The organism is Roseibium limicola, from assembly GCF_017313085.1.
GTDB lineage: Bacteria > Pseudomonadota > Alphaproteobacteria > Rhizobiales > Stappiaceae > Roseibium > Roseibium limicola.
This window is the reverse complement of sequence record NZ_JAFLNF010000004.1, coordinates 415,151-430,855: the sequence shown is the minus strand read 5'-3', so window position 1 is coordinate 430,855 and position 15,705 is coordinate 415,151. Positions and strand designations below refer to the sequence as shown.

Below are 15,705 nucleotides of genomic sequence, written 5' to 3'. Positions count from 1 at the left end.
AACTTACTCGGCGGCTTGGGCCGGGGCAGGCTTTTCCCAGGTGAGGATCGGCTTGCGGGCGGCCTTTGTCTCATCCAGCCGGCGGCGGGGTGAGAAATACGGCGCGCCGGAGAAACGGTCGGTTTGTCCGTCCTTGGCGCTCATCACCAGATCACGCAGGGTCGCGACAAAGAGATCCAGCGACGCCCGGCTTTCGGATTCCGTCGGCTCTATCAGCATTGCGCCATGCACCACCAGCGGGAAGTACATGGTCATCGGGTGATAGCCCTCGTCGATCATCGCCTTGGCGAAGTCGAGGGTGGTGACGCCGGTGTCCTTGAGGAAGCTGTCGTCGAAGAGCACTTCGTGCATGCACGGGCGCTCGCCGAACGGCAGGCTCATCAGGTCCTGCAGGCCGACGCGGACGTAGTTGGCGTTGAGCACGGCATCCTCGGAGGCTTGCTTCAGACCATCCGAGCCATGGCTCATCATGTAGGACAGCGCACGGACATACATGCCCATCTGGCCGTGGAAGGCGGTCATCCGGCCGAAGGGCTTTTCGCCGTCGGTCAGCTGGGCTTCCGCTTCCACCAGAACCGGACCATTTTCCCCATCCTTGCGGATGAAGGGCAGCGGGGCAAAGGGTGCCAGACGATCTGACAGGATCACCGGACCTGAGCCCGGACCACCACCGCCATGGGGCGTGGAGAAGGTCTTGTGCAGGTTGATGTGCATGGCATCAACGCCAAGATCCCCCGGACGCGCCTTGCCGACGATGGCGTTGAAGTTTGCGCCATCGCAGTAGAAATAGGCGTCGGCCTTGTGGATTGCCGCTGCGATTTCGACGATGTCACGCTCGAACAGCCCGCAGGTGTTCGGGTTGGTCAGCATAATCGCCGCGACATTGCCTTCGTGCTCGGCAATCGTCCGCTTGAGAGCATCGAGATCGACCGTGCCGTCATCGTCACGGGCATCGATATTGACGACCTTGTAGCCGAGAAGCGCGGCGGTTGCCGGGTTGGTGCCATGGGCACTTTCAGGCACCAGCACGATCTTCGGATCACGACCGGCCGCCGTATGCGCTGCCTTGATCGCCATCATGCCGCAGAGCTCGCCGTGAGCACCGGCCTTTGGGCTCATGGCGACGGCGGATGTGCCGGTCATGGTCATCAACCAATGGGCCAGCTGGTCGATCAGCTCGATGGCACCGGGCACCGTGGAGAGCGGCTGCAGCGGGTGAATGTCGCCAAATCCCGGCAGACGCGCCATCTTTTCATTGAGGCGCGGGTTATGCTTCATGGTGCAGGAGCCGAGCGGATAAAGCCCGCTGTCGATGGCATAGTTGTTGCGCGACAGACGCACATAATGGCGCATGGCTTCCGGCTCGGCCAGACCCGGCAGTTCCAGCGCGTCCTCGCGCTCGAAGCCGCCGAGTTCAGTCTCGAAAGCCTCCGGCATGTCGAAGTCGACGCCGGTGGTGTCAAAATGACCGAATTCGAAGATCAGCGGCTCTTCCATGTCGAGCGCACGGTTGCCGGTGAAGGTTTTGGGGGTGTAGCTCACGGCGTTTTCATTCGGCGCGCTGGGGCGTCCTTGCGAATTCATGCTCATGCCAGCACCTCCTTCAACGCTGCGACAAAGGCGTCGCGGTCTTCCTGGGTGTTGACTTCCGTGCAGGCAACGACCAGCAGGTTTTCAAGATCGGCCTGGCCCGGGATCAGGCGCGAGACCGGAACACCGGCGAGGATGCCCCTGGCCGCCAGCGCCTCGACAACCGCGTCGGCGGATTTCGGCAGCTTGACTGTGAACTCGTTGAAGTAGGCGTTGTTCAGTACCTCGACGCCAGCAACACCGCTGAGGCCCTTCTTCAAGTTCACCGCATTGGCGTGGCAGATGGTGGCCATCTGCTTCAGGCCCTTGGAGCCAAGCAACGACAGGTGAATGGTGAAGGCCAGCGAGCAGAGGCCGGAGTTGGTGCAGATGTTCGAGGTCGCCTTGTCGCGGCGGATATGCTGCTCGCGGGTCGACAGGGTCAGCACGAAGCCGCGCTTGCCGTCGGCGTCGGTGGTTTCGCCACACAGGCGGCCCGGCATCTGGCGGACGTACTTCTGACGGGTGGCGAAGAGGCCGACATAAGGACCGCCGAAGTTCAGGCCGTTGCCGATCGACTGGCCTTCGCCAACAACGATGTCGGCGCCCTGGGTGCCTGCCGGTTCCATCAGGCCGAGGGAAACCACCTCGGTGAAGACGGCGATCAGCAACGCCTTGTGGGCATGGGCCTTTTCAGCAATCGGCTTCAGATCGATCAGCTGACCGTAAAAGGACGGCGACTGAACCACGACGCAGGAGGTCTCATCGTCGATCTGGGCGAGAATGTCTTCCGTGCCCATCGGGTCGGCCGGCATCGACACCACATCGTGGGACGACAGCTCGGACAGGCCTTCGACGACTTCCCGGTACTGCGGATGCAGACCACCGGAGAGGACGGCCTTCTTCTTCTTGGTGACACGATGCGCCATCAGCACGGCTTCGGCTGTGCCGGTGGAGCCATCGTACATGGAGGCGTTGGCGACATCCATTGCCGTCAGGCGGGCGACCTGGGTCTGGAATTCAAACAGGTACTGCAGGGTGCCCTGGGTGATTTCCGGTTGATACGGCGTGTAGGACGTCAGGAACTCCGAGCGCTGGATCAGGTGGTCGACTGTCGACGGCACGTGGTGCTTGTAGGCGCCGGCGCCAACAAAGAACGGCACGGAGGAGGCCGAAACGTTCTTGCTGGCCATGGCGGAGAGCTGACGTTCCACCTGCATTTCGCTGGCGCGGCGCGGCAGATCCATCAGGCCGTTCAGCCGGGCTTTTTGCGGAATATCGGCGAAGAGATCGTCGATGCTGTCGACGCCGATCCGGGTCAGCATGTCGGCCCGATCTTGGTTGCTCAAAGGCAGGTAGCGCATCATGCGGCTCCCGGTTGGTATTTCGTTCTTTCATGCGGCTGGAAAACCCAGCCTCTCATTGTGTCGTCCCGGATAACCGTCTCCAGTCCCGGGATCGAGGGGCTCAAGGCCCAATCAAAGTCTGCCGGCCCACCGGTCCCGGATCTTCGCTTGCGCGGCGTCGGGGATGACGGGCGTGAGGCAGTGCCCCTCGTCGCGTCATGCTCGGGCATGTCCCGAGCATCCAGTGTCAAGCTTCTGCCCCGCCCCGGAAGGCTGGATCCTCGGCACGAGGCCGAGGATGACGGAGGCAAAGGCCGAGGATGACCAAAGCGAGGGGCTCGCCCCCGCTCCTACCCATCCTTCGTCCTCCTCCCCTCCCGCGTCATCCCGGGCTTGACCCGGGATCGGTGAGCCGAGGCAACGATACTCTTCCACCTCGCCGGCCCCGGAGCTCCGCTTGCACAGCGTCCGGGATGACGGGCGTGAGGCAGTGCCTTCAGCCTACCAGTTTCACCGGATGCTCGGCGACGATGATGTCGCATTTCACCGAGTTGGCGATGAAACACAGGTCATGGGCCTGATGATGCAACTGGCTCAACAGAGCCGCATCGGGAGCGTCGGATCCTTCGACAGTCAGAACCGGATTAAGGGTCACTCGGGTAATCCCCATCCGCTTGGGATGGCTGTCAACGTCGATCACTTGCATCAGCGCTTCGGCTGCATCCTGATACGTCACAACCCGGACGCCCTTGCGCCGGGCAATATCGAGGAAGGTCAACATGTGGCAGGAGGCAATCGCAGCGATGAAGGCTTCTTCCGGATCGACCGCCGCTTCCAGCGAATGCGGCAGCGGCACGACAGACGGCGATGCGGAGGCCGGCACCTCGATACCGCCGTCAAAGCGCCAGACGTGAGCACGGGAATAGCGGCCCTTGTCGAGCTCACCCTCCAGCTTCCAGCTGACTTCAGCGGTATAAAGGTGATCGGCCATCAGATCAGAGGCCTGCGACGTAGGACTTGTAGGCCGCTTCGTCCATCAGGTCGGACAGCTGATCCTTGTTGGTGATGGTCAGCTTGATGAACCAGGCAGTACCTTCCGGATCTTCGTTGACCTTGGCCGGCTCATCGGCCAGCGCATCGTTGGCTTCAGCCACATCACCGTCGATCGGTGCGTAGACTTCAGAAGCCGCCTTGACGGATTCCACCACGGCAGCTTCGTCGCCCTGGGCCAGTGTCTTACCGACTTCCGGCAACTCGACGAAGACCACATCGCCAAGCTGGCTCTGGGCATAGTCGGTGACGCCAACAGTGGCGGTGTCGCCTTCAACGGCAATCCACTCGTGGTCTTTGGTGTAATAGGTGGTCATTGGGTGCGTCCCTGGTCTCTGGAAATCATCAAGTTTTTGGTTTGCGGTAGTAGCGGTTTGGCACGAAGGGCATCTCAATGACTTCCGCCGGCAGTGCCTTGCCGCGTACGATCAGTTCAAGTTTGGTGCCTGGCTTGGAATGCTCGGTTGCCACATAACCCATGGCGATCGGTGCACCGAGGGTCGGGGCAAAGCCACCGGAGGTCAGTGTGCCGACAGGGCCACCCTCGGGAAGGCGAATTTCAGCGCCTTCCCGGGCAGGCGCACGGCCTTCCAGCTTCAGGCCGATGCGAATGCGGCCCGGACCGTCTTTCAGCTCGCTCTGGATGCGCTCGGCACCGGGGAAGCCACCTTCCTCGCGGCGTCGTTTCTGCATGCAGAATGTGATGTTGCCTTCCACCGGAGAGGTGCTCTGGTCGATGTCGTGACCGTAGAGGCACAGGCCAGCTTCCAGACGCAGACTGTCGCGAGCGCCAAGGCCAATCGGCGACACCCGGTCATCTGCCAGCAGCGCGCGGGCAATGGCCTCTGCGGCGCCGGCCGGCACGGACATTTCCACACCATCCTCACCGGTGTATCCGGCGCGGGCCATGTGAACGGCAATGCCGTCGAATTCCATCGGTGCGGCAGACATGAAGCCAAGCTCGGCCGCAGCCGGTGCATGGGCAGCGACGGCCTCCACAGCCAGCGGCCCCTGCACGGCGATCAGTGCGCGGTCTTCGATGATCTGAAGCGTGACGTTATCGGGCAGGTTGGCGGCGATATGGGCGTAGTCGCCGTCCTTGCAGGCGGCATTGACCACCAGCATCAGCGTGCCATCCTGCGCCGGATCGAGCGGGCGAGACACCATCAAATCGTCGATGATGCCGCCTTCGTCGTTCAGCAGCACGGTGTAGCGCTGACGCCCAAATCCAAGCTCGACAAAATTGGAGGGGGTCAGGGCTTCCAGCGCCTTGGCGGTGGTTGCGTGATCGGGGCCGATCAGCAGGGCCTGACCCATGTGGGACACATCGAACAGGCCGGCGCTGTCGCGAGTGGCCTTGTGTTCGGTCATGATCCCGGAGGGGTATTGCACGGGCATGTCATAACCCGCGAAAGGCACCATACGGGCCCCCAGCTCCACGTGGAGATCATACAAAGGGGTTTTCTTCAGGTCGCCTGCAACTGTTGCGTCGGCCATCCAGGATCCTCAAACATTAGAGTCACACGGTCCCAGACATCTCATGACACTCATGATGACATCCGTCCGTGCCCCCTCTGTCCGAGATACCTGAGAGATTTCCCGGAAGGTTCGCCATCAAGGCGCGTCAGACCGGTTACTCCTTCGGTGAGCCGTTTCAGCCCGGTGCATTTGCACCAGGTCGAAAAACTGCTTTCCAGAGCGTTGTGTCCCAGCGGTCCTTTTGCCTGAGAGTTTCCGGGGCGGTTGCTCCTTCGGCGCCGGTGTTTTTCACCCGGCCTCTCCCGCTAGGGTTTTTCGAACCGTTTGCCGCAAGACAATGTGCCGCGAGACAGACGCTCCGATGGCCCGGGAACGACCCGAACCTGAACCGGGAGGATTTTTCCCTGCCCCCGGCCCCTTGTCAATATCAATGAGGCCGCGCTTTAGCGCTTGGCGGTCGCCTTCTCGTCGAATCCAACAAGAATCTGCATTTCCGCATTGCGTGGCACGACGAAACTGCTCTCAACCATGGTCCAGGCCTCGCTCGGAGCACCCGCACCGATTGTTACCGGCACACTGATCAACTCAGACGTCAGCGGCTTGACGCCCTCCTCGCCGGTGGTGATCACGATGCGAACTGGAAGCAGCACTTCGCCACCCGGCCAGGCCGGGCCGGGGGTGACATACCCGGAAACGCCGACCTTGATCCGTGCCTGATCGACGCCTTCACGCGTACAGCCACGTGCCCAATCCTGGACAGTTGCCTGGTAGCGCAGGCCCTTCGGCTCATCTTGCTTGCCCCGTTCATAAGACATGATCAGATGCGCGCCGGGCTGAAGGCGGATCGAGGGACAGTAAATGTCGGACGACAGGGCTTCCGGATCGATTTCCAGCGGCGCCTGGCCACCGGAGATGATCTTCGTCACCGTGCTGCGTCCATCGGTCCCGGCTTGCGCCCCAGCCTGCGGTCCGGTTTGAACCTCAGACCTGTCACCCAGGCAGCCGCCAAGGGCCAACGCCAATCCGGCAACACCCAGCAGCGCACTTTTGCGCAGAAAAGGTGTCAGTGTTTCAAAGCCTTTACCCATCACCGGCCGATCACTCCCTACACATATCCGGCAAGGGTCATAGCAGGTCCAAAACCGCTTGGCGAGTGCGGGAGACGCCTGGAGGTTATGATGAGCGCCACCAAAGCGGGCTTTGCAAATCCCCACGCTTTAAAAGCCTGCCCGGTTTGAACCTTGACACAGGCCGGGGAGATCCCCTTATTGCGCATGAGACATAGGCAAAAGGACAGGCATGATTTCCGCCACGACTTCCAAGCCGCCCCTGACGGTTCACCTCTGCGCACCGCGCGGATTTTGCGCCGGTGTCGACCGGGCAATCCAGATCGTCGAACTGGCGCTGAAGAAATTCGGCCAGCCGGTCTACGTGCGCCATGAGATCGTTCACAACAAATACGTGGTCGACGGGCTGAAGGCCAAGGGCGCCGTGTTTGTCGAGGAACTGGGCGAGATCCCGGCAGATCATGCGGACCGCCCGGTGATCTTTTCCGCCCACGGCGTGCCGAAATCCGTGCCAGCGGATGCCCAGGCGCGCAACATGTTCTTTCTGGATGCCACCTGCCCGCTCGTTTCAAAGGTGCATAAGGAAGCCGAGATCCATTTCCGGCGCGAGCGCGAGATCGTGCTGATCGGCCATGCCGGCCATCCTGAAGTAATCGGCACCATGGGCCAGCTGCCCGAAGGCACCGTCAGTCTGATTGAAACCGAAGCTGACGCACGGGCTTTCCAGCCGAAGACTGACCAGCCGCTTGCCTTCATCACCCAGACCACCTTGTCGGTGGACGATACGGCCGGCATCGTTGCCGTCCTGCAGGAGCGCTTTCCGCAGATCGTCGCTCCGCACAAGGAAGACATCTGCTACGCCACGACCAACCGGCAAGAAGCCGTAAAGGAAGTCGCGCCGCGCGTCGATGCAATGATCGTGGTTGGCGCTCCGAACTCCTCCAACTCACAGCGTCTGCGCGAAGTGGGAGAGCGCTCCGGATGCCGGGTCTCGCACCTGATCCAGCGGGCCAGCGAGATCGACTGGGCCGCATTCGAGGGCATCTCCACCCTCGGCCTCACAGCCGGTGCCTCTGCGCCGGAGACATTGGTGGAAGAAATCATCGCCGCCTTTGGCGAACGCTATGACGTGACGGTGGAAATCGTCCGCACGGCGGAAGAAACCATCGCCTTCAACCTCCCCCGCGAATTGCGCGAGCTGCGCGACGCGGCCGAGTAGGATAAATGGCAGTATACACCGACGTTGCGGACGAAGAGCTGGCCGCCTTCATCGAGCTTTATGATGTGGGCCGTCTTCTCTCTTTCAAGGGCATTGCCGAGGGCGTGGAGAACTCCAACTTCCTCGTCCATACCGAAAAAGCCAACTTCATCCTGACCCTGTATGAAAAGCGGGTGAACAAGGACGATTTGCCGTTCTTCCTCAACCTGATGCAGCATCTGGCAGCATCAGGGCTAAGCTGCCCCACCCCTGTCGTTATGAAATCCGGCGCCACGCTGGGCGAGCTGGCCGGTCGGCCCGCAGCCATGGTGACCTTCCTGGAAGGCATGTGGGTGAAGCGCCCCAAGCCGCTGCATTGCGCCGGACTGGGGGCAGGGCTCGCTGCTCTGCATGTGGCTGGCAGCGACTTCACGATGACACGCCAGAACGCGCTCTCGGTGTCTGGCTGGCGGCCCTTGCTTGACCAATGCGCCGGACGCGCAGATGAAGTGAAGCCAGGCCTGCAGGCCACCATCCAGACCGCCCTGTCGAAGCTTGAAGCCGACTGGCCGAAAGACCTGCCCAGTGGCGTCATTCATGCCGACCTTTTTCCCGACAACGTGTTCTTTCTGGGCGAAGAGCTTTCCGGTCTGATCGACTTCTATTTCGCCTGCACCGATTCCTTCGCCTATGACATCGCGATCTGCCTCAACGCCTGGTGCTTTGAAGCCGACCATTCGTTCAATGTCACCAAGGCGCGTGCTCTGCTTGATGCCTATCAGAAGGTGCGGCCTTTGACGGACGCCGAGACGACGGCCCTGCCCCTGCTCGCCCGCGGCGCCTCCATGCGGTTCCTGCTCAGCCGCCTGTACGATTGGCTGAACGTGCCGCCGGGTGCCCTGGTCACGCCGAAAGACCCGATGGAATACCTGAAGAAGCTGCAGTTTCACGAAGACGCCAAGACCGTCGCCGCATATGGGCTGGATCTATGACCGACAGCAACCGGGTAACGATTTACACCGACGGCGCCTGTTCGGGTAATCCCGGTCCGGGTGGCTGGGGGGCGGTGATGCGCTTTGGCGAACACGAGAAGGATCTCTGTGGCGGCGCGGCCGACACGACCAATAACCGCATGGAGCTGACCGCTGCGATCGAATCCCTGAATGCCCTGACACGCTCGTGCACTGTCGACCTTTACACCGACAGCACCTATGTGCGCAGCGGCATCAAGGAATGGATGTTCGGCTGGAAAAAGAAGAACTGGAAGACTGCTGCCAACAAGCCGGTGAAGAACGCCGACCTGTGGAAGGAGCTGGATGCTGCGCGCAACCGGCATGATGTCACCTGGCATTGGGTCAAGGGGCATGCCGGCCATCCGGAAAACGAGCGTGCAGACGAGTTGGCGCGCAAGGGCATGGCCCCGTTCAAGCCCGGTTACGTGGCGGAGTCCGACGCGTGAACGACTGGGCCAATCCACGCGCCAACAGCCAGACAGACCACATCAAAAACGTGCTGATCATCGCCAATCCGACCAGTGGTGGCTACGACCCGCGCCGGATCGAGCTGATCGAGGACTATCTTGCCCAGGCTGGATGCAAGGTCGAAATCCGGCTGACCACCCACGCCGGCGAGATCGAACAGATTGCCTCTGACCCGCGTCTCGCCGTCGATGTGCTGGTGATTGCCGGAGGCGACGGATCGGTCAACGAAGCGCTGACCGGCTTTCAGGTCAACGCTGCGCCGCCGGACCTTGCCGTCATTCCTGCCGGCACGGCGAATGTCCTGGCGCATGAACTCGGCCTGCCGAAACGCCCGCTGGCAATTGCCCGCTCGATCCTCGCGCACCGCACAAAGCCGCTGCACTTCGGTCTCGCCAACGGCCACCCGTTCGTCCTGATGGCGTCGGCCGGCATGGACGCTGATGTGGTGCACGCCTTGCCGCTGGCGCTGAAGCGCAAATTCGGCAAGCTCGCCTATGTACTGACCGCCATCAAGATCGGCCTGACCCGTCGCTCGTCGGAAATGACAGTGGAGGTCGATGGCAAGTCGCTGACCGGCAAGCTGATCGTCGCCACCAATGGCCGCTTCTATGGCGGGCCCTTCGTCGTCTGCCCGGACGCCTCCGTCACCACATCAGGCCTGCATGTTCTGGTGCTGCAGAAGGACGATCCGATTTCCGCCCTGCGCTTCGGCATCGCCCTGCTGCTGGGTCGCGTCCACAAGGCGCGCGGCGTCACTGTGACAGCTTTCGAGAAGGCGAAAATCCTCGCCAAGGCACCAACTGCCGTGCAAATCGACGGCGATCCCTACGGCGCCACACCCGTCGCCCTGGAAGCCGGCGCTCACGGCTACACGATCGTCGTTCCATAAGCGTTTTGATTGTTCATCAGGACCGCGCTTCCCCGCCAGCCCCGCCGTTTATCCATTCCCTCTCCCCCCCACCGCCGTCATCGGACTTGTTCCACTGCTGTTTGGGGATCCATGCCGATACGCCGCTCCACACGCGCAGGCTCCCTGAGGCGAGACGCAACGGCGTGGATGCCATGATCAAGTCATGGCATGACGCGGAGGGGTGGGAACCGTCTGCGCTGTCCCGGACCTCACCTCCGAGCCACTGCCTGGCCCTTTTATCCACTCCCCTCACCACACCCACCGCCGTCATCCTCGGGCTCGACCCGAGGATCCATGCCGTTTCACAGCCACACGCACAGGCTTTTTGATGCCGAAAGGAAATGGCATGGATGCTACTGCTTCGCCGTCGTCATCCCGCACGCAGCGTGAGCGCAGATGCGGGAGCGGTGAGCCGGGGTGTCGCTAGTTGTGTGCGATCTTTGAGGGTCTCTCGGCTCTCCGATCCCGGCTCAACGCTGCGCTTGGCCGGGATGACGATGGCAGGGGTGATGCCACTGCCTGGCCGTTTATCCACTCCCCTCACCACTCCCACCGCCGTCATCCTCAGGCTCGACCCGAGGATCCATACCGATACAGCGCCACGCGCTCAGGCTTCTCGTGCCGACGGGGAACGGCATGGATGCCATGGTCGAGCTATGGCATGACGGAGAGGTGGGAGTGTGGCGAAGGGGTTGGGGCAAGACGGATGGGTCGGAGGATAACTCAGCCGGTGGCTTCGAGGTTCTTGATGCCGGCGCGGAGGTATTTGGTGGCCTCGTCAGAATCCATGGCCTGACCGAAGTGATAGCCCTGGGCGTATTCACAGCCAAGCTGCAGCAGTTCCAGCGCATCGCCTTCGCTTTCGGCCCCTTCCGCCACCACCGACATGCCGAGATCGTGGCCCATGGCAACGATGGAGCGCAGCAGGACCGGGCGGATGGCCCGGCTGTCCGGCTTGACGAAGGACTGATCGATCTTGATCGTGTCGAACGGGAAGCGCTGCAGATAGGCCAGAGAGGAATGGCCGGTGCCGAAGTCATCGAGAGACAGACCCGCGCCGAGATCCTTCAGCCGCTCCAGAACCCGGGCAGAATATTCCGGGTTGGCCATGACCATGCTCTCGGTCAGTTCCAGTTTCAACGTGCCGGGCGTCACGGCGGTGCGTGACAGCACAGCTTTCACTTCGTTGATCAGATCATGCTTTAGAAGCTGGCGCGAGGACAGGTTGATGCTGACAAACAAGGGATGCGGGAACGGGAAATCGCTCTGCCAGCGGGCGAGTTGCTGCGCGCCCTTTTCCAGCATGTAGGTGCCCAGCTCGTTGATCAGGCCGGATTGCTCGGCAACGGGAATGAACTCCGCCGGAGAAATGCGACCGCGCTTCGGATGGGTCCAGCGGGCCAGTACCTCGAAGCCGGCAATCGACTGGTCTTCCAGCCGAATGATCGGCTGGAAGTAGACGCCCAGGGAGTTCGACTTGATAGCGTCGCGGAGTTCGCTTTCCAGCTCGACCACGTTCTTGCCCAGCGGGCGCAGGATTGGCCGGAAGACCTCCTGACGATCGCCGCCAAGTCGTTTGGCATGGTTCAGAGCAATCTCGGCGTTGGTGACCATGTCTTCCTGGCTCTGGCTTTCGCCCTCGAACAGGGAAATGCCGACGGAACAGGTGAGGAAAATCTCTCGGTCGCCGAAGGTTATAGGAGCACGGACACCCTTGCGCAGAGAATCGGCCAAGGCAACGATCCGATCCGGCTCGCTTTCAGACAGAAGCACCAGACCGAACTGATCGCCGTTCAGACGCGACAGGGCGTCCTGCGGGCCGATCAGGCGACTCAAACGGCGCGCCACGGTGAGCAGAATGCTGTCGCCAGCGGAAATGCCGATGCTGTCATTGACCTGCTTGAAGCGGTCTAGGTTGATGACCAGAACCGTAGGCTTGCCCGAATTATCGGCCTTGGTGCGCGAGATCGCCGCCCGCAGCCGGTCCATGAACAATTCACGGTTCGGCAAGCCGGTCAGATTGTCATGAACCGCATCATGCAGCAGACGTTCCTCGGCAGTGCGCTCCTCGGTGATGTCCAGAAGCGTTCCGACGCAGCGAATGACTTCGCCATCAGAACCGACGATTGGCCGGGCGCGCAGGCGGAACCAGCGGAAATGACCATCTTCGGCGCGCAGGCGAAAGTTCTGCGCGATCTTGCCACGACGCTGGTCGATGACCGCGTCGAGGGTGGCGCGAAAACGGTCCCGGTCCTGCGGGTGCAGCACTTCCAGCCAGTTGCGGGCCGGGCCGTCCAGCGTGCCGTGCTTGAGGGCCAGCAGATCCTCAACATCATGGCCGGTGTAGATGCGGTCCCGATCGACATCCCAGTCCCAGATCAGATCGCCGGAGCCGGTCATGGCCAGGGCGCGGCGCTCGACGTCCGAAATCAGCCCTTGTGCGATGGCACCTCCGGCAAAGGCATGCTGCATCACCGTGAAACCGATCAGCAGAACGATCAGCACAAGCCCTCCACCGAGTGCCGGTTGGACGATGTCGTTGGCGAGATAACCCGTTACAGTCATGGCGGCGCCGACCAGCCAGGTGATCAACAGGAACCACGTGGGGATCAGCATGATCGCCCTGTCATAGCCCTTGAAGGCGAGCACCAGAATGGTGGCAAAGCCAAGAACACCGATCACGCCGAGAGACAGCCGTGCGATCCCGGCTGCGACCGATGGATCCCAGACCGCGACACCCAAAAGCCCGAGCAGCAGGACGAGGGTCGTCAGCGCCAGGTGAGAATAGTGAATGTTCCAGCGGTTGAGATTGAGATAGGCGTAAAGGAAGATGATCAGACTGGCAGCCAGCATCACTTCCGCGCTGGCGCGGTAGAGCTGGTCCTGGCCCTGCACCAGATCGAAAACTCGGCTCCAGAAGCCGAAGTCGATGCACAGATAAGCCAGAACCGACCAGGCAAGCGCTGCAGTCGCCGGGAACATCACCGTGCCCTTGACCACGAACAATATGGTCAGGAACAGCGCCAGAAGCCCGGAAATTCCGAGAATGATCCCACGATAAAGCGTGTAGGAATTCAGGGTTTCCTTGTAGACATCCGGCTCCCAGAGACGCAGCTGCGGCAGCTCCGGCGAGGTCAGCTCCGCCACAAAGGTGACGACTGAGCCCGGGTCAAGCGTGATGCGGAAAACGTCGGCTTCGAGGTTCTTCTCGCGTACAGGGGAGATGCCCTGGCTGGGCGTCAGGAAGGCGATGCGCGACGACCCCAGATCGGGCCAGAACAGGCGCGAGCCAACCAGCTGGAAAAATGGGGCCACCAACAACCGGTCGATCTGCTCATCACTGGTGTTGGCGAGAGCAAAGACGGCCCAGTTGCTGTTTTGGCCACTGCGCGACGACACCTCGATGCGGCGCACGATCCCATCCGCGCCGGGCGCGGTGGAGACCTGCAGCCGGGTGCCGGCCTCGATATGCATTTCAATGGCTTTGGTAAGCTCCAGAGCCTCCACATCCAGCGGGACCGGAATGGGTTCAACGGCTTGCGCTGACGTTAACGCAGCCAGCAGCAGAAAAGCACCGGCAACAAAACGGACTATGGCGCGCTCAAGGCTCTGCGGGATCAGTCGAGACATGAGCGAAGAACTAGCGGTTTGGTACACATGTCACAAGATGTCTTTCAACTTGCCCCCGACAGAGTGGGAGCTTTCCCAGATCGTCTTCAGGTGATCATCCTGCAGGCAAGCGAACAAGATATGATCCTGCCACGCCCCGTTGATCAACAGATAGTTGCGCGCATAGCCTTCCTTTTGGAAGCCGGCCTTGCGCAGCAGGTGAATGGATGTGCCGTTGCTGGGCAGGCAGGCTGCCTCAACCCGGTGAAGGCGCAATGTGTCGAAACAATATGGCAGAAGAAGGCGCATGGCGGCACTCATGTGGCCACGGCCCGCATGGCTGGCGCCCATCCAGTAACCGATGGTCGCAGCCTGACTGACCCCCCGGCGGATGTTCGACACGGTGACGCCCCCCAGCAACTGGTCGGTCTGGGCTGAAAAGACAAAGAGCGGCAGCGTGCGCCCGTCCCGCCACTCCTGGTCGTAGCGACGCAGACGGCGGCGAAAGGCAGCGCGGGTCAGATCGTCTGCGGGCCAGATCGGCTCCCACGGACGCAGAAACTCCCGACTTTCCTCGCGCAGTTTGCACCAAATCGGAAAGTCGCCCATGACGGGCGGACGCAGGTAGTGGCTTTTCGACCCTATGCGGGGCTCTCTGTCCAGTGCCTGTGACGAGCGCAGAAACACCATTGCCCCGGTCCCGAATTACATGCTTGCGGCCTGAAGCGAAGCAGGTTCCGCCAACTCTGCTCCAATTTCCTCAGCACTCATCAGCGAAGCCACAGGCCCAACGGCACACAGGGTGGGCGTGCTGCCAAGGAAGGTCTCGTTGGCGACGCGACGGATGTCTTCAGCAGTCACCGCCTCGATCTTGTCGGAGACTTCCTCAAGCGTGAGGATGCGGCCATGCACCAGAATCTGGCGGGCCAGCTGTCCGGCACGTGCCGCCGGGCTTTCCAGCGCCATCATCAAACCGGCGCGGATCTGCGCGCGTGAACGAGCCACTTCTTCCTCGGTGATGCTCTCGCCCGCCTGGCGCAGTTCCTTGAGGATAACCGGCATCAGGGCTGCGATCTCATTCTCGCTGGTCGCAGCATGCAGACCAAAAAGGCCGGTGTCGGAAAACGCCCAGTGGAAGGTGTAGATGGCATAGCACAGACCGAGCTTTTCACGGATTTCCTGAAACAGCCGGGACGACATGCCGCCGCCGAGCACAGAGGCCAGGATCTGAATGGCGTAATAATCCTTGGAGCGGTAGGGCCGTCCCTCGAAGCCGATGAGGATCTGCGCCTCCATCAGATCCTTCGTCAGACGCTGCTCGCCCCCCTTGTAGTTTGCAGTGCTTTCAGAGGAGGCCGGCTCCGGATTGATCTTGCCGAATTTCTCTTCCGCCATCGCGACCAGTGCTTCGTGGTCGACAGCGCCTGCGGCTGCCAGCACCATGTCCGGACCGCGGTAGCGTTCACTCATGTAGCTTTTCAGCGCATCGCCGGAAAAGCCGATCACCGTTTCCGGCGTACCGAGGATTGGACGACCCAGCGGCTGGTCCGGCCAAGCGGCCTCCTGAAACAGATCGAAGGCCCGGTCTTCCGGGCTGTCGTGGGCGGCCCCGATCTCCTGCAGGATCACCTGCTTTTCGCGAACCAGCTCTTCCTGATCGCAAATGGAGTTCTGCAGGATATCCGCCAGCAGGTCGACGGCCAGAGGCACGTCTTCCGCCAGAACGCGGGCATAGAAGTTGGTGTGTTCGATGCTGGTGGAGGCATTCAACTCACCTCCCACGGCCTCGATCTCTTCGGCGATCTGGCGGGCCGTCCGGCTCAAGGTTCCCTTGAAGGCCATATGCTCCAGCAAATGCGTGATGCCGTTTTGATCAAGTGTTTCCGTGCGCGACCCGGTCCGCACCCAGACCCCGAGCGCTGCCGTCTTCAGGGACGGCATTCGGTCGGTCACAACCGTCATGCCGTTTGAAAGCTTGGTCGTGCGAACCTGCATA

Annotated in this window: 13 protein-coding genes and 2 riboswitches; of the genes, 4 read left to right on the top strand and 9 right to left on the bottom strand. The window is 61.7% G+C overall.

Annotation, left to right across the window (positions count from 1 at the left end):
- Positions 1-3: 3 nt before the first annotated feature.
- The 6 genes from gcvPB to J0X15_RS11805 form a co-directional block, all read right to left on the bottom strand.
- Entirely contained in the window at positions 4-1,590 is a 1,587-nt protein-coding gene (gene gcvPB, locus J0X15_RS11830) for an aminomethyl-transferring glycine dehydrogenase subunit GcvPB (protein WP_206940894.1), read from the bottom strand.
- Positions 1,587-2,933: an aminomethyl-transferring glycine dehydrogenase subunit GcvPA gene (gene gcvPA, locus J0X15_RS11825; protein WP_206941058.1), complete on the bottom strand. Its 1,347-nt coding sequence runs from the start codon at positions 2,931-2,933 to the stop codon at positions 1,587-1,589. Before gcvPA ends, gcvPB begins: the two co-directional genes overlap by 4 nt.
- Positions 2,934-3,411: 478 nt before the next feature.
- Positions 3,412-3,906: an OsmC family protein gene (locus J0X15_RS11820; protein ID WP_206940892.1), complete on the bottom strand. Its 495-nt coding sequence runs from the start codon at positions 3,904-3,906 to the stop codon at positions 3,412-3,414.
- Between the two features lie 4 nt (positions 3,907-3,910).
- Positions 3,911-4,282: a glycine cleavage system protein GcvH gene (gene gcvH, locus J0X15_RS11815; protein WP_206940890.1), complete on the bottom strand. Its 372-nt coding sequence runs from the start codon at positions 4,280-4,282 to the stop codon at positions 3,911-3,913.
- Positions 4,283-4,310: 28 nt separating this feature from the next.
- Entirely contained in the window at positions 4,311-5,462 is a 1,152-nt protein-coding gene (gene gcvT / locus J0X15_RS11810) for a glycine cleavage system aminomethyltransferase GcvT (protein ID WP_206940888.1), read from the bottom strand.
- Positions 5,463-5,537: 75 nt separating this feature from the next.
- Positions 5,538-5,664: riboswitch (glycine riboswitch) on the bottom strand.
- A 3-nt stretch (positions 5,665-5,667) separates the two neighbouring features.
- Positions 5,668-5,759: riboswitch (glycine riboswitch) on the bottom strand.
- 128 nt (positions 5,760-5,887) lie between these two features.
- Positions 5,888-6,532 carry a hypothetical protein gene (locus J0X15_RS11805; RefSeq protein WP_206940887.1) on the bottom strand — a complete coding sequence of 215 codons (645 nt, stop codon included), beginning with the start codon at positions 6,530-6,532 and terminating at the stop codon, positions 5,888-5,890.
- A gap of 211 nt (positions 6,533-6,743) precedes the next feature.
- Here J0X15_RS11805 and ispH point away from each other — a divergent pair, with 211 nt between their 5' ends.
- The 4 genes from ispH to J0X15_RS11785 are packed head-to-tail and all read left to right on the top strand — an operon-like array spanning position 6,744 to position 10,079.
- The gene (ispH, locus tag J0X15_RS11800; RefSeq protein WP_206940886.1) at positions 6,744-7,730 is read left to right on the top strand and encodes a 4-hydroxy-3-methylbut-2-enyl diphosphate reductase; all 987 of its coding nucleotides are present in this window, start codon (positions 6,744-6,746) and stop codon (positions 7,728-7,730) included.
- 5 nt (positions 7,731-7,735) lie between these two features.
- Complete coding sequence (locus J0X15_RS11795; protein ID WP_206940884.1) at positions 7,736-8,701, top strand: homoserine kinase; 966 nt, start codon at positions 7,736-7,738, stop codon at positions 8,699-8,701.
- A complete protein-coding gene (gene rnhA / locus J0X15_RS11790; RefSeq protein ID WP_206940881.1) occupies positions 8,698-9,168 on the top strand; it encodes a ribonuclease HI in 471 nt (156 codons plus the stop codon). Before J0X15_RS11795 ends, rnhA begins: the two co-directional genes overlap by 4 nt.
- Complete coding sequence (locus J0X15_RS11785; RefSeq protein WP_209015270.1) at positions 9,165-10,079, top strand: diacylglycerol/lipid kinase family protein; 915 nt, start codon at positions 9,165-9,167, stop codon at positions 10,077-10,079. The genes rnhA and J0X15_RS11785 overlap by 4 nt, the downstream gene beginning before the upstream one ends.
- A 744-nt stretch (positions 10,080-10,823) precedes the next feature.
- Here J0X15_RS11785 and J0X15_RS11780 read toward each other — a convergent pair.
- Genes J0X15_RS11780 through J0X15_RS11770 form a run of 3 tightly spaced genes read right to left on the bottom strand, consistent with a single transcriptional unit; the run spans position 10,824 to position 15,704 of the window.
- Positions 10,824-13,730, bottom strand: a complete 2,907-nt coding sequence (locus tag J0X15_RS11780) for an EAL domain-containing protein (RefSeq protein ID WP_206940879.1) — start codon at positions 13,728-13,730, stop codon at positions 10,824-10,826.
- 30 nt (positions 13,731-13,760) lie between these two features.
- Entirely contained in the window at positions 13,761-14,399 is a 639-nt protein-coding gene (locus tag J0X15_RS11775) for a GNAT family N-acetyltransferase (RefSeq protein WP_209015269.1), read from the bottom strand.
- 15 nt (positions 14,400-14,414) lie between these two features.
- Positions 14,415-15,704, bottom strand: a complete 1,290-nt coding sequence (locus J0X15_RS11770; protein WP_206940877.1) for a M16 family metallopeptidase — start codon at positions 15,702-15,704, stop codon at positions 14,415-14,417.
- Position 15,705: the final 1 nt, after the last annotated feature.

Bases quoted from the DNA above. Each gene is read 5' to 3' on its own strand.
- gcvPA (WP_206941058.1), bottom strand. From the start codon at position 2,933: ATGCGCTACCTGCCTTTGAGCAACCAAGATCGGGCCGACATGCTGACC.
- J0X15_RS11805 (WP_206940887.1), bottom strand. From the start codon at position 6,532: ATGGGTAAAGGCTTTGAAACACTGACACCTTTTCTGCGCAAAAGTGCG.
- rnhA (WP_206940881.1), top strand. From the start codon at position 8,698: ATGACCGACAGCAACCGGGTAACGATTTACACCGACGGCGCCTGTTCG.
- ispH (WP_206940886.1), top strand. From the start codon at position 6,744: ATGATTTCCGCCACGACTTCCAAGCCGCCCCTGACGGTTCACCTCTGC.
- J0X15_RS11820 (WP_206940892.1), bottom strand. From the start codon at position 3,906: ATGGCCGATCACCTTTATACCGCTGAAGTCAGCTGGAAGCTGGAGGGT.
- J0X15_RS11770 (WP_206940877.1), bottom strand. From the start codon at position 15,704: ATGCAGGTTCGCACGACCAAGCTTTCAAACGGCATGACGGTTGTGACC.
- J0X15_RS11795 (WP_206940884.1), top strand. From the start codon at position 7,736: ATGGCAGTATACACCGACGTTGCGGACGAAGAGCTGGCCGCCTTCATC.
- gcvPB (WP_206940894.1), bottom strand. From the start codon at position 1,590: ATGAGCATGAATTCGCAAGGACGCCCCAGCGCGCCGAATGAAAACGCC.
- J0X15_RS11775 (WP_209015269.1), bottom strand. From the start codon at position 14,399: ATGGTGTTTCTGCGCTCGTCACAGGCACTGGACAGAGAGCCCCGCATA.
- J0X15_RS11780 (WP_206940879.1), bottom strand. From the start codon at position 13,730: ATGTCTCGACTGATCCCGCAGAGCCTTGAGCGCGCCATAGTCCGTTTT.
- gcvT (WP_206940888.1), bottom strand. From the start codon at position 5,462: ATGGCCGACGCAACAGTTGCAGGCGACCTGAAGAAAACCCCTTTGTAT.
- gcvH (WP_206940890.1), bottom strand. From the start codon at position 4,282: ATGACCACCTATTACACCAAAGACCACGAGTGGATTGCCGTTGAAGGC.